The sequence below is a fragment of the Rufibacter latericius genome, assembly GCF_003721515.1.
Classification (GTDB): domain Bacteria; phylum Bacteroidota; class Bacteroidia; order Cytophagales; family Hymenobacteraceae; genus Nibribacter; species Nibribacter latericius.
In genome coordinates, this window is the sequence record NZ_RJJD01000004.1 from 57,023 (window position 1) to 70,540 (window position 13,518).

General features: G+C 47.0%; 13 protein-coding genes. 6 read left to right on the forward strand and 7 right to left on the reverse strand.

Annotated features, from left to right (window positions below):
- Nucleotides 1-8: 8 nt before the first annotated feature.
- Together EFB08_RS08200 and EFB08_RS08205 are read left to right on the forward strand one after the other, a co-directional pair.
- Nucleotides 9-620: an OmpH family outer membrane protein gene (locus EFB08_RS08200; RefSeq protein WP_123126467.1), complete on the forward strand. Its 612-nt coding sequence runs from the start codon at nt 9-11 to the stop codon at nt 618-620.
- Nucleotides 621-713: 93 nt separating this feature from the next.
- Nucleotides 714-1,787 (forward strand): RluA family pseudouridine synthase, encoded by a 1,074-nt coding sequence (locus tag EFB08_RS08205; protein WP_123126468.1) that lies wholly within the window; start codon nt 714-716, stop codon nt 1,785-1,787.
- A 465-nt stretch (nt 1,788-2,252) separates the two neighbouring features.
- On the opposite strand, the gene EFB08_RS08215 is transcribed toward EFB08_RS08205, so the two are convergent.
- From EFB08_RS08215 to EFB08_RS08245, 6 genes are all read right to left on the reverse strand, one after another.
- Complete coding sequence (locus EFB08_RS08215; protein ID WP_123126470.1) at nt 2,253-3,746, reverse strand: tetratricopeptide repeat protein; 1,494 nt, start codon at nt 3,744-3,746, stop codon at nt 2,253-2,255.
- Between the two features lie 38 nt (nt 3,747-3,784).
- Nucleotides 3,785-4,732 (reverse strand): PstS family phosphate ABC transporter substrate-binding protein, encoded by a 948-nt coding sequence (locus tag EFB08_RS08220; RefSeq protein ID WP_123126471.1) that lies wholly within the window; start codon nt 4,730-4,732, stop codon nt 3,785-3,787.
- Between the two features lie 383 nt (nt 4,733-5,115).
- Nucleotides 5,116-5,862 carry an energy transducer TonB gene (locus tag EFB08_RS08230; protein WP_227006265.1) on the reverse strand — a complete coding sequence of 249 codons (747 nt, stop codon included), beginning with the start codon at nt 5,860-5,862 and terminating at the stop codon, nt 5,116-5,118.
- 77 nt (nt 5,863-5,939) lie between these two features.
- Nucleotides 5,940-6,479 (reverse strand): ExbD/TolR family protein, encoded by a 540-nt coding sequence (locus EFB08_RS08235; RefSeq protein WP_123126474.1) that lies wholly within the window; start codon nt 6,477-6,479, stop codon nt 5,940-5,942.
- Between the two features lie 15 nt (nt 6,480-6,494).
- Entirely contained in the window at nt 6,495-7,100 is a 606-nt protein-coding gene (locus tag EFB08_RS08240) for an ExbD/TolR family protein (protein WP_123126475.1), read from the reverse strand.
- A gap of 26 nt (nt 7,101-7,126) precedes the next feature.
- Nucleotides 7,127-7,978 (reverse strand): MotA/TolQ/ExbB proton channel family protein, encoded by an 852-nt coding sequence (locus EFB08_RS08245; RefSeq protein WP_123126476.1) that lies wholly within the window; start codon nt 7,976-7,978, stop codon nt 7,127-7,129.
- Here EFB08_RS08245 and EFB08_RS23465 point away from each other — a divergent pair.
- Nucleotides 7,884-8,132 (forward strand): hypothetical protein, encoded by a 249-nt coding sequence (locus tag EFB08_RS23465; protein ID WP_165864833.1) that lies wholly within the window; start codon nt 7,884-7,886, stop codon nt 8,130-8,132. The two genes, EFB08_RS08245 and EFB08_RS23465, sit on opposite strands and share 95 nt — an antisense overlap.
- A 109-nt stretch (nt 8,133-8,241) precedes the next feature.
- Here the strand turns inward: EFB08_RS23465 and mazG are convergent, their stop codons facing one another.
- Nucleotides 8,242-9,054, reverse strand: a complete 813-nt coding sequence (gene mazG / locus EFB08_RS08250; protein ID WP_123126477.1) for a nucleoside triphosphate pyrophosphohydrolase — start codon at nt 9,052-9,054, stop codon at nt 8,242-8,244.
- A 694-nt stretch (nt 9,055-9,748) separates the two neighbouring features.
- On the opposite strand from mazG, the gene glmM reads away from it, so the two are divergent.
- The 3 genes from glmM (at nt 9,749) to EFB08_RS08265 (ending at nt 13,489) form a co-directional block, all read left to right on the forward strand.
- On the forward strand, nt 9,749-11,140 hold the full coding sequence (glmM, locus tag EFB08_RS08255) for a phosphoglucosamine mutase (protein ID WP_123126730.1): 1,392 nt from the start codon (nt 9,749-9,751) through the stop codon (nt 11,138-11,140).
- 94 nt (nt 11,141-11,234) lie between these two features.
- Nucleotides 11,235-12,377: a cysteine desulfurase family protein gene (locus tag EFB08_RS08260; RefSeq protein WP_123126478.1), complete on the forward strand. Its 1,143-nt coding sequence runs from the start codon at nt 11,235-11,237 to the stop codon at nt 12,375-12,377.
- 149 nt (nt 12,378-12,526) lie between these two features.
- Entirely contained in the window at nt 12,527-13,489 is a 963-nt protein-coding gene (locus EFB08_RS08265; protein WP_123126479.1) for an L-threonylcarbamoyladenylate synthase, read from the forward strand.
- Nucleotides 13,490-13,518: the final 29 nt, after the last annotated feature.

A 13,518-nucleotide genomic window follows, 5' to 3' on the forward strand; every position in this document is an offset into this window, starting at 1 on the left:
AACTTACAATGAACAAACTGAAATCTCTGTTAGTAGCCGCTTTTTTACTCGTAAGTGTGGCTTCTTTTGCACAGACAGGAACCGTTAAAATTGGTTATACCAACGCCAATTACATCATCAGCCAATTGCCTGAAAGCCGCCAGATTGAGTCAGATCTGAAAGCCCACAGCAGCCAATTGGAGAAAGAGCTTCAGAACAAATACAAAACCTATCAGGAAAAAGTAGAGGTCTACAAAAAAGGCGCCCCTACCATGACCGATGTGGTGAGAGCTGACAGAGAGAAAGAGTTGACTACTCTGCAAGCCTCTATTGAAGAGTTTCAGCGTAACGCCGATGCTTCTTTGCAGAAAAAAGAGCAAGCTGCCCTTGAGCCAGTAATGAACAAAATCCAGAAGTCTATTGACAAAGTGGCTAAAGAGAACGGATTCACCCACATCTTTACCGCCGAAGCTTTGTTGTATGGCCCAGAAGATGGAAATGGTTTTACTGACCTGGTTCTGAAAGATCTTGGTGTAACTCCAGCTCCTAAAGGCTCACCAGCTGCTTCAGCTGCTAGCCCAGGTGCCACTGCTCCTAAGCCAGCCGTACAAAACGCTGCCCCTGTTAAAAAGAAGAAATAAGGAGTATCCCTTAGAATATATAAGAGCCGGTGACGATAATCGTTACCGGCTCTTTATTTTTGTGCTATATTTTAGAAAACAGGCCTAAAGCGCATGCAATTACCAGACGGCAGAGAAGACGACTTTGATGAAATAGCCAACCCTGACTCTGATGAGGAGTTGTATGAACACCACCGCATTCAGGTAGACAAAGGACAGGCGCTTCTCCGGTTAGATAAGTTCCTGATGGATCGCCTGCCTAACGTGACCCGGAACAAATTGCAGGAAGCCATCAAAGCTGAATCTGTTAGGATTAACGGCAAACCTACCAAGGCCAGCTACAAAGTAAAGCCTCTTGATGTGATTACCGTCACGCTGGCTAATCCGCCCAGAGACACTGATATCATTCCTGAGGATATTCCTCTTAACATCGTGTATGAAGATGAGGAATTGATGATGATCAATAAACCAGCAGGTATGGTGGTGCACCCAGCCTATAACAACTGGTCTGGTACGCTGGTGAACGGATTGGTGTATTACTTGCAGAACCTCCCTACCTCCAGAAATGGAGAGATACGACCTGGACTCGTGCACCGCATTGACAAAGATACCTCGGGGCTGTTGGTGATTGCTAAAACCGACCTAGCCATGGCGCATCTTGCCAGGCAATTCTATGATCACTCCATTGAACGTACCTATTATGCTATTGTATGGGGAGTACCAGCGCAGGCCAAAGGAACTATCGTAGGTCATATAGGACGAAGTGCGAAAGACCGGAAAGTCATGGCAGTTTATCCCGATGGTGAATTCGGGAAACATGCCATCACCCATTATGAGGTGTTGGAGAGTTTCACTTACTGTAGCTTGATCAAGTGCAACCTGGAGACCGGACGCACACACCAGATCAGGGCGCATATGAAGTACCTGGGGCATCCGCTGTTCAATGATGCTACCTACGGAGGGGATAAGATCCTGAAAGGCCAACAGACCGGTTCTTACAAGGCCTTTGTCCAGAATACATTTGACGTGCTGCCCCGGCAAGCTTTACATGCCAAATCCTTGGGGTTTCAGCATCCCACCTCCCAAAAGTTTGTTTTCTTTGAATCAGAACTTCCCGCTGATTTTTCGGCTGCTTTGGAAAAATGGCGTCAATACGGTCAAGTACTGCAGAATAGAATTCAAGCCTAAACTTGTATGACAGCTAATAGCATTGGAGGGATTACTTCATAATTACTTCTACTTGTTTGTTTCTGATTATTGGTAGGGTTAATTCAGTTGGAATACCTTAATGTTGAAGTATTTGGAATAGGTTCATTTTAGGCCTACTTTCCGAAAACCTTGCCGAAAGCAAATGGAAGCTTTGCTCAAGTGCATGAACAGCTTACTTGAACTAAGTTCTTAAGTCAAACGAAAGAAGTGAGGGTGATTATAGAGAAATAATTTGGTTAGGGATAAAAGCTTAATTGCCGGGTTTGATGCTTTTAGTGGAATGGAAATCCTGGTGGAATGGGATTACATGAGTTTCCTTTCCGGTCTATATCCTGTTCTCTTGGATAAAGCTTTCGATATAACCTGCATTTTAATTCCTTCCTTGAACATAAAAAAAGCGCCTCTTAAATTTTAAGAGGCGCTTTTTTTATGTTCTTAAAGAGACTACTTCATTGCTTTCAGTCCGTTCAAACCATTGGCGGCATCTACGTTGGTAGGATCCAAGGCTTTCACTTCTTGCCAGTGTTTAGTAGCATTCGCTTTGTCTTTTTTCAGGTAGTAGTAGTAGCCAAGGTAATTGTTGGCCGTGATTAAGTCTTTTTTGTACTTCTCTTTATCACCTGAAGTAAGCTTAATGAACTCTTCATAGTGAGGTTTTGCTAAGCCTGCTTTTGTTTCAGGGTCAAGGCTATAGTTGACACGCGCTCTCCAGAAGTGACCATACGCATAGGTAGGGTTCTTCGTTGTGATGATGGTGTACACGCTATCTGCCGTTTTGAAATCATCATTCAACTCATGGGCATAGCCATAGTAGAACAGATCGGTGTTGTTTGGAGGAGTAGTAGCGAATTTCGCTTTGTACGACTCAATGGCTTTAGGGTAATTCTTAAGGCTTAAATACTGTTTTGCCAGAAGATCATCGTAAAGAGGATTCTTAGGGTCTAATTTTTTTCCTTGTTCAATTACCGCAATAGCTTCCTGTGGTTTCTTGTTCTCTACCAAGATATTGGCATAGTACTCGTAGTCAGAAGGAATGCGCTTGGTCTCATCATACTTATTGAAGTATGCAGTGATCGCCTCAAGTGCCTTGTCGTACTGTTTGGTGTCAAAGTAAGTATAAGCCAACAAGCGGTTCATGGCAATGTTGTTAGGATCGCTCTTCAGAACAGATTGGATTTCTGTCATGGCGTTGGCGTAATCCTTGGTCAAGTAGAGGATAGAGGCATATTTAGCACGAGTTTCCGGCGTGTTTTCTGCCAATGATACATACTTTTTGATGTACTCAGAACTCTTAGGGTACTGTTCTGCACGGTAGTACAATTCTGCCAACTCAAGGTAGGTAGGAGCGTAGTTTGGATCAGCGGCTGCTGCAGCATCCAATGCTTCTTTGGCTTGGGTGAAGTTACGCGACTGTACGTACAACTGACCTTTGCGTAAATGGGCTTTCGCGAACTTACTATCTGCGGCTAAGGCTTTGTCGTAGTTGGCCATGGCTTTGCCACCATCTACCGTCTTGTTATGCAGGTAGGCATCACCCAGCAGAACAAAGGCATTAGCGTTCTTGGTATCCTTACTGGTAGCTTCCTCCAGTACTTTGATGGCCGGAGTCAAGTCTTTCACGCCAGAAGTCACGTAGGCTTCGCCAATTGCAATCTTAATGTTGTTGTCTTTGTTTTTGGTCATAGACAACGCTTTGTCAAACAACTGCTGCGCTTCTGCTAATTTATTTTGTTCAAGAGCTGCCTTCCCTTGTTTCACCAAGCCTGCGGCAGAGTTATCTTGTACAGCATTAGAAGCGAATGCAAGCAGCTCCTGAGGGGACTGTACCTCTGTTTGTTCCATCTTACCAGGACGCAGCCCATTGTTATGTGCTGAGGCTCCAGCGGCGGTAAAGAATGCGGCCGCTAAAACTCCATACGTCTTCCAGTTCTTAATCATTTGGTTGTTTGTTAGTGTTAGTGAAACTCTGGTTAATTTTATTGTCTGAACCCTACTATCCGAACGGGCATTGTAGCCGGCACCAAGCCTGATTTCAATATGATTCTCTGGCCTTTATCACCGGTAATGAAGGATGCAAAACCTGTGCCAAGTCCGGCCCGTGCCTCTTTGCTTACTATAAAAACTTCTCTCCGTAGCGGATAAGTTCCCTGCGCCAAGTAACCTTGGTAGGGTTGTATAAAATCGTTTTCAGATGTTGGGTTCTCCTTTGCGCTAATACCTACCACATTCACCCTTTTCAGGAAACTGATGGCGGTACTGTCGTGCCGGTCACTGATCCAGTTAACTCCAATTACTCCAATCGCATTCCTATTTTGTGCTACGTAATCTACCAGATTAGAGTTTGAGGTAGAGGCATAGGTGTTGGGCGGCAATGGTTTCTTCAGGTTGATTGAATCAATAATAAACCGGGCCGTACTTGAGTTACTGTTATCAAAGACAATAGTAATCTTGCCATCTTTAGCCGTAGGATCTAACTGACGCCAGGAAGTTGTCTTACCTGTGAAGACATCTCTCACCTGTTGAAGAGTAAGCGTTGTATCTGTATTCTCTTTGTTTAAGATGAGGGCAATCCCATCAACGGCGATCTTATTGATCCTTGGGGTGATTTTAAACTTTTCAAATTCGGCTTTCTCCCGGTCATTCAGTTGTCGGGCCATGATGGCGAAACGAACCGTGTCATTTAACAGGTCTTGTACCACCTGGACCTCGGGTTTATACACTGCCTGAATGTTCGCATACTTGTATATCCCCTGGAAAGTCTGAATCTGGGCTTCTATAATGGGGGCGTAAGACTCGTCAACCGTAATCTTGATCTTTCCCGAAGTTGCGGTGTCTGTATTCTTATTGCCAGACTGCCCGCATGAGAAAGCCGCAAAGGCCAAACCTGCAGAGAACAGGAAAGGTAAGAGGTTAGTCTTCTTCATTTCGTCTGGTTTTTTTAAAATACTGTTGGTACGCTCTCACAAATCTAATCAAACCGTAGAAAAGGAGGAGCCCTCCAAATATATATTTATAATCTCTTGGGAAAGGGATTTGCTTCTCGCTAGAGAAAAGAACGTATAAACCAAATCCAAAGTATAAAAGCACCATTAGCAATGACACATATTTCATGACATTCTCATAGGTGCTTTTCTGCTGGGAATGCTGGGGTCTTCTAGAGTAATTCATGATTCTGCTTCTGGTTTAGCTTCAACTAATCATACGTGAATGCAAGACTGTTTGGTAAAAAAGAACTCCGAAGACAATCCATTCTTAATTGAATGTCTGTCTCCGGAGCTCTTATATAAAGAACCAATACAGGTGTTGGTTATTTGATCACGATGCGGTAAGGAACTGTATATTTTACAGAAACTTTACGACCGTTCTGCTCACCTGGGCTCCATTTTGGCATACCCTTGATTACACGTACGGCTTCTTCGTCCAGACCATAACCAAGACCTTTTAGTACTTCAATGTTCGTGATTTCACCGGTTGGGCCTACTACGAAAGAGAGTACCACGTTACCTTCAGCACCAGCCCGCTGAGCGGCCGATGGGATACGGAATTTCTCACCCATGTATTTCATCATGGCTGCCATCCCGCCTGGGAACTCAGGCATTTTCTCTACCGCAATGTAAACTTTGTCTTCGAAAACCTCCTGTACCGGACCGGCAGGGCCTGTACCGCTTTCAATCCCTTCAAGGGTTGGCGGTGCGGTTGGGTCACCTTTCACGGTTTCAGTACCGGCGTCTGTTTTCTGAAGTTCTTTTACATCCGGAATCTCCTCTTTCTGTACTTCTTCGTCCTTCTTCACTACCGGAGGCGTGAATTTAACGGTAGAACGTACGGGTGGTGGGGGCGGTGGTGCATCTGGTGGTGGGGGCGGTGGTGGCACAACCTTCTCAACGGAAGGCGGCGCGGCTAAGTCCACTACTTTCACTACCGGTGCGGCAGTCACTGCATCCTCGTCTTTGAACATTGACTGTATCAAAGGAATACTTAAAAAGAGAACGAAGAGAATGATTGCAATGACAATTGCCCGGTTAACGTGCTTCGTGTATAGTTTACGAAGCATGTAGGCTCCATACTCTTTGTTACGGCCTTCAAAGACCATATCATCAAGAGTTGCGGTTGCTAAACGTTGATTATCCATTATTGCGCTCCTCCTCCTTTCTCTGCGTTTCTAAGTAAAGCGGCATCTGCGTTATCCAACTCTACCACGGCGTACTTCTGCGTGTTGGTGATACTCATCTCGTCTAAGATATCCACAAGGTTCTTGTAAGAAGAGGTCTCATCAGCTTTGATCAGCACTACCAGGTTTGGATTGGCGCGAGTGGCTTCCAGAACTGTTTTTCTGATTCCGGTTCCAGACCAGTTGCTTTCTTCCACTTGCGGGATGATGTTCATGTTTGGCTGGTGCAAACCACGGTAAAAGAAGATTCTGTTATCGGCGCCAAGCAGAACAGTGAAAGCGTTAGAGGCCTTCAATTCATTTTGCTCTTGTCTGTCCTTTGGCTTCACCGGCATGTTGATCTCCATGATCTGCGGCTTGGCCAGCGTGGTGGTCATTACGAAGAAGGTAAGCAACAGGAAGCCTAAGTCTACCATGGGGGTCATGTCCACCTTGGTAGAGCCTTTCTTGGCCCGCTTTTTACCGCCTTCGTCGCCGCCTTGCTGTTGTATTTCTGCCATGTCGTTTCCCTTTCGTTATTTAATAACAGGTTTAACTTCCATATCCGTCACAAGATTGAAACGGTTTACGTTTTTCTCCTGCAAGATCTCAATCACACGACCAGCAATTGGGTAACGGGCCTTTTGGTCTCCTTTGATGGCTACAATAGACTGTGGGTTGGAGTAACGGGCTAATTGCACCCAGTCACCTAACTCGTTTCTAGTAGAATCAATTGGAATACCAGGTTGGTTCACCTTTTTCTGATCTTCGGGTTTCAGAGCCAGATAGGACTTAAGTTGGGAAATTGGAACTCCAAACGAAGCCAAAGAAGCAAAAACCTCTTTCTCTGGCTGCGTGAAGCCCACTCCATATTTCTCACTTATTTTATCTATCAGTCTCAGTTTAGTGTTTTTGTCGTCTACCCCAAAGAAAACGCGCTCATCGTTACCAATACTGATCGTGATCACGTTGGCATCTGGGGCTTTGATTTCTGTTGTTGCAGACGGCGTATCCACCACCAGCACTTCCTCTGGCGCGAACTTCGAAATAAGCATGAAGAACGTTACCAGAAGGAATGCCAGGTCCACCATGGGCGTCATGTCCAGGGATGGAGAGGTTCTGTGTACTTTTACTTTAGGCATCTTTTCCTTCTAAGTTAGAAGTTCAATTAGATTCTGTTGTTTTCAGTGTGCTGAGCGGCATACGTCTGGATGATGCTGTAAGAAGCCTCATCAATGCTGTACGTCAACTCATCAATTTTGCTGGTGAAGAAGTTGTACGCCACGATAGCGATGGCAGAACCAGTAATACCAAGGGCTGTGTTGATCAAGGCCTCAGAGATACCGTTTGCCAGCTGGGTTGCGTCTGGAGCACCACTTGCAGTTGCAAGAGCCGCGAACGCTTTAATCATACCCAATACCGTTCCAATCAGACCTACCAGGGTAGAGATAGAGGCGATAGTAGAGATGATCACCAGGTTTTTCTCCAGGATAGGCAATTCAAGAGCAGTCGCTTCTTCAATCTCTTTCTGGATAGCCAGGATACGCTGATCCTTGGTCATACCGTGCTCGTTGTGCATTTCCTGGTATTTCAGCAAACCGGCTTTCACCACGTTGCCTACTGAACCTTTCTGTTGGTCACAGATTGCGATAGCACCATTGATATCGTTGGCGTTCATTTTCTGACGCACGCTTCTCACGAAAGACTCAAGGCCTTTACCGCCTTTTGCTTTGTTGATGGTTAAGAAACGCTCAATTGAGAAAGTGATTACCAGAATGTTGATCGCAATCAGGATTGGCACGATGAAACCACCTTTGTACACCTGGCCCAGCATGTTGCCTGGAAGTGGGTGATTGGCGTTATCTCCGCCTTCAAAGTTAGCTCCGTTACCAAGGATAAACAGATAAATACAAACAGCAGCGATAATGGCTACCGGAATTACGATGCTTGCGAACATTGAGCCTGCCTTGCCTTCTTGTTGTGCTGGTTTTGCAGTTGCAGGTGCACTCTTTTTTTCCATTGTTTCTAAAAATTTAGGTTTAGTTGTTTGTGTTACTTTGTTAGTTGTTGATAATGAATTGGTTGTTAAAAATTTAAATGCTCTTTCAGCTTTAATAATTCCCTTTCAACTGTTAATTGTCTTGAGGAGTTACATCAATTTAGGAGCAACCTAAATACAAGCCTAGGGATTTAAACGCAAAATATCAAATTATACCGGAAATATTATTGCAAAAGTACAATATATTTAGGGTATTCTTAAGAATTTTGGTATTACTCCTTTGGCTAGCCTTTTGTTTTCGCTTCGTTCCAATAGACATCCATTTCGGCCAGGGTCATTTCGCTTAGTTTCTTTCCTTGGCTAGCTGCCGCTGTCTCAAGGTACTGGAACCGCTTAATGAACTTCTGGTTGGTTTTAGCCAAGGCTTCCTCTGGGTTGAGGTCCAGGAAACGGGCAAAGTTGATGAGGGAGAAGAACACATCGCCTAGCTCATCGGTGGCTTTGGCTTTGTCTTCGTCGCTTAAGTGGGGCTTATCAAATTCAGCCTTGAACTCAGCTAATTCTTCCTCTACCTTTTCCCAAACTTTGGAGGGTTCATCCCAGTCAAATCCAACACCGCGGGCCTTCTCCTGGATGCGCATGGCTTTTACCATGGAAGGAAGCGATGAAGGAACGCCGGCTAAAACCGATTTATTGCCCTCTCTCAGTTTCAGGCTTTCCCAGTTCTTTTTGACCTCTTCTTCAGTGTCTGCTTTGGTGTCACCGTAAATGTGCGGGTGGCGGAAAATCAACTTGTCGCATTGGGCATTGAGCACCTCTGCTATGTCAAATTCCCCTTGTTCAGAAGCAATCTTCGCGTAGAAAACCAAATGCAGCAGTACATCGCCTAACTCCTTTTTGACTTCCGGGAGGTCCTGGGTGAGGATGGCCTCAGAGAGCTCGTAGGTTTCCTCAATGGTGAGGTGCCGCAGGCTTTCCATGGTCTGTTTCCGGTCCCAGGGACATTTTTCACGCAAATCATCTAAGATATCCAGCAGACGACTAAAGGCGTCAAGCTGTGCTTGGCGGGTGTAAGCGGGTACTACAGGGGTTTCCATCTAACAAAGATAAACGTATTGTTAACAATTCATGAGCTCTGCATGCATTCTTAATAAAACAGTAACACAACAAACCATAATCTTTCCCGTGGGTACAAAGGCTAACCTGTTTTAACGCCCTTTTGTGAAAAGCAGGCTTTAAACAAGTTACGTTCCGGCGAAGACCTTGTCCGGGCCAGGAACGGTTTATTTTCTACCATGATGCATGCTTCATCAGAATTCCATACGTGTAGAATAAAAATATCTAAAATTTTTCTGCGTGCGGGGCGGCGGGTTCTTCTGGAGGGTTGAATGTGTTGACAGAGCCCCATTCTGAGAGAACGCCTAAAATAAAGATTGGTTTTTCTGAAGGGGCTTATCCTGCGTATTTCAGGCAAAAAGATGGTGTTCGGCCTTAAAACTCGCTAACGGGCTTCTGTTTTTAGGCCTGTTTCCGTGAAAAGAGGCTTGAAACGCATTAGTTTCTGCAAGTGAGCTAAGCTAGCCCTCAAGGGAAAAGAAGTTTTCTGAAAGGCGGCTTCCTGCTTTTAAGTTACAATGAATACGTTCTTTCATGGAGTTCATTTGGCAGATTTTTGCATTGGCTCAGGGCTATAGGAGTACTATTCTAAGCGGTACGCAGACACCTTTGTCTTCTTCTTTGCATTGATTCATTTCAATTTTACTACTTTTGCGTGTTCAAAAATTGGAATCAGTGGCACTTATAAAATCAATTTCAGGAATTAGAGGTACAATTGGTGGCGAAGTAGGGGAAGCCCTCACACCAGTTGATGTAGTGAAATTCGCGGCGGCATTTGGCACCTGGGTACTACAAACAACTAAAAACGATACCATTGTTATTGGCCGTGATGCCCGCCTTTCTGGCGAAATGGTGAACCGCTTGGTAGCCGCTACGCTACAAGGGTTAGGCATTAACGTGATTGATTTAGGTTTGTCTACCACGCCTACCGTAGAGATGGCCGTGCCAGCCAAGAAAGCCGGCGGCGGAATCATCCTCACCGCCAGCCATAACCCCAAGCAGTGGAACGCCCTGAAGCTGTTGAACCAGCACGGCGAGTTCATTAACGATGCCGAAGGGAAACTGGTACTTGATCTGGCTGAGCAGGAGTCTTTCCAGTTCGCCGAGGTTACCAAGCTGGGCAAGTACACCCAGAGTGATAAATTCCTGAAAAAGCATATCAAAGCCATTCTTGATCTGCCGCTGGTAGACGTAGAGGCCATAAAAGCCAAGAACTTCAAAGTAGTGGTAGACGCTGTGAACTCCAGTGGTGGGTTTGCCGTGCCTATGCTGCTAGAGGCCCTAGGCGTAGCACATATTGAGAAAATAAACTGCGACCCAACCGGTCATTTCGCCCACAACCCAGAGCCGCTTCCCGAGAACCTGGGCGAGATTGCCCGCGTGATGGAGAAAGGCAAGTTTGACCTGGGTATTGTGGTAGATCCAGACGTTGACCGCCTAGCGCTGGTGAACGAAGACGGCAGCATGTTTGGCGAAGAGTACACCCTGGTAGCCGTTTCAGACTACGTTTTACAAAATCAGCCCGGAAACACTGTTTCTAACCTGTCGTCTACCCGCGCCCTGCGAGATGTAACCGAAAAAGCCGGTGGGCAATATTTTGCCTCTGCTGTGGGCGAGGTGAACGTAGTGAACATGATGAAGGCTCAGAACGCCGTCATCGGGGGCGAAGGCAACGGAGGTATCATTTACCCTGAGTTGCATTACGGTCGCGATGCTTTAGTAGGTATTGCGCTGTTTTTATCGCATTTGGCTAAGACCGGGCTCAGCATCTCCCGCCTGCGTGCCAAATACCCTAACTACTATATCTCCAAAAACAAAATCGAACTCACCAAAGACATTGATGTAGACGCGGTACTGGGCAAAGTGCAGAAGCATTACGCCAAGCAACCCATCAACACCATTGACGGCGTGAAGATCGAGTTCAACAAAGAGTGGGTGCACCTGCGGAAATCCAACACCGAGCCTATCATCCGGATTTACGCCGAGTCAGATAGCCTTTCCACCGCAGACCACCTGGCCAACAAAATCATCGGTGACATCAAAGAAATTATCACCGTTAAATCATAAGCGAATAAATCCATAGCTTTTATTTCTTCCTAAGAAGGCTTCCTATGAACCGGACTTGTTTCACCTGTTGTTGTTGTAAAAAGTAAGTTTCCTCATGCGTGTATATTTAGATAATGCGGCTACCACGCCCATAGACAAAGAAGTTTTTGAAGTAATGGCTCCCTTCATGCTGGAGCACTACGGAAATCCATCCTCTATACACGCACACGGAAGGCAGGTGCGGGCCGCCATTGAAGGCGCCCGAAAGACAGTAGCCGGTTTGATCAACGCATCGCCATCTGAGATTTTCTTTACCTCCGGGGGGACCGAGGCCGACAACCTAGCCATTATCTGTTCCATCCGCAGTCTGGGCATCAAGCACGCCATCTCCTCGCCTTTGGAGCACCACGCGGTTCTGCACTCGCTGGAGGCGCTGGAGAAAACAGGTGAGGTGGAACTGACCTTGCTGAAGGTAGACGAAAACGGCGTGCTGGACCTAGATCATCTGGAGCAGACCCTGGCTTCGCAGCCGCGCACGTTTGTGTCTGTCATGCACGCCAACAACGAGATCGGGAACCTGAACGATATCCAGGCCATCGCTGATATCTGCAAGAAGTATGACGCCATCTTCCATTCAGATACGGTGCAGACCATGGGCCATTACCGCCATGATGTGCAGGCTTTAGGCTTGAATTTCTTGGTGGGCTCGGGCCATAAATTTCATGGACCCAAAGGTGTGGGCTTTATCTATGTAGATTCATCCGTGAAGATCAATCCCTTGATCCAGGGCGGATCGCAGGAACGTAACATGCGCGGCGGCACCGAGAACGTGTACGGCATCATCGGGCTGGCCAAAGCCCTGGAGATCGCGTACCGCGATATGGATCAGCACCATCAGCACATCCAGCGCCTCAAAGACCACATGATCTTTAAACTGCGCGAGCAGATTGAAGACGTGCAGTTCAACGGCCTTTCCGCCGAGGGAGACAAAAGCCTGTACACCGTTTTGAATGTAAGTTTGCCGGTATCTGAGATGAACGAGATGCTCCTTTTCAACCTAGACATCAACAAGATCTCTGCCTCGGGCGGAAGTGCCTGCACCAGCGGCGTGGATCTAGGTTCTCACGTGTTGCGCGCCATTGGTTCAGACATGGAGCGGGGCAATGTGCGCTTCTCGTTCAGCAAATACAACACCGTGGAAGAGATTGACTACGCCGTAGCTACCCTGGCTAAACTGTACCAGAAAGAGACAGTGTAATCAGAAATGAATACTTGAGAAACAGAAAGCCCTGCCCGCACGCAGGGCTTTCTGTTTTAGAGCCGTTTTTCTTAATACAAACTTAAAACAGATTTCCCGGCTGTAAATGAGAGAACATCGTAGTAGCTTTGCAGGATTATCATAGTACTATGGCAGACATCGGCACTGATTTACAGCGCGCAGTATCCTTTCTTACGCAAGGCGATTTGGTGGCGATCCCCACCGAAACCGTGTACGGCCTTGCCGCAAATGCTTACGACGAGGCAGCAGTAGTGAAAATATTTGAGGCCAAAAACCGACCGGCCTTTGATCCGCTCATTGTGCACACCCACGCAGTTTCCCAGGTCAGCGGAATTGTGCGGGAGGTGCCGGATGCCGCCTATAAACTAGCTGAACGCTTCTGGCCAGGGCCGCTCACGCTCATTCTTCCCAAAGCTGAGCATGTGCCGCTGCTGGTGACCTCGGGCCATGACTCGGTGGGCGTGCGTATCCCTAACCATTCCCTCACGCTGGATTTGCTCCGGCAGTTGCCTTTTCCGGTGGCCGCGCCCAGTGCTAATCCGTTCGGGTATGTGAGTCCAACCACTGCCCACCACGTACAAGACCAATTGGGTGACCGAATCCCTTATGTTCTGGACGGCGGCGCCTGCGAGGTAGGTGTTGAGTCCACCATTCTCCGGTTGAACGGCGATGAGGTGGAGGTGCTTCGGTTAGGCGGTCTGGCCTTGGAGGACCTGCAGGAAGTGGTGCAAATCTCCAAAGTCCAAGTGAAAACCTCGTCTTCTAATCCTGCTGCCCCCGGCATGCTCAGCAGCCACTACTCGCCCCGCAAAAAGGTGCTTTTGGGCAATATTTCAGAAAACCTGCAGAAAACAGATCCTTCCCGGACTGGGGTGATTTCGCTGCAGCAAATTTATTCTGAAGTTCCACGTGAACAGCAAATCCAGCTCTCTGCCTCCGGCGATCTAAGCGAAGCCGCCCGCGGTCTTTTCTCCGCCCTCCGCACCCTGGACGCCCAACCCATTGACCTCATCCTGGCAGAACCCATGCCCGAGCAAGGCTTAGGCCGCGCCATTAACGACCGCCTGCAGCGGGCCAGTTTTCAAAGCTAATTGTACGACTGGGTTTTTAGTGACCATCT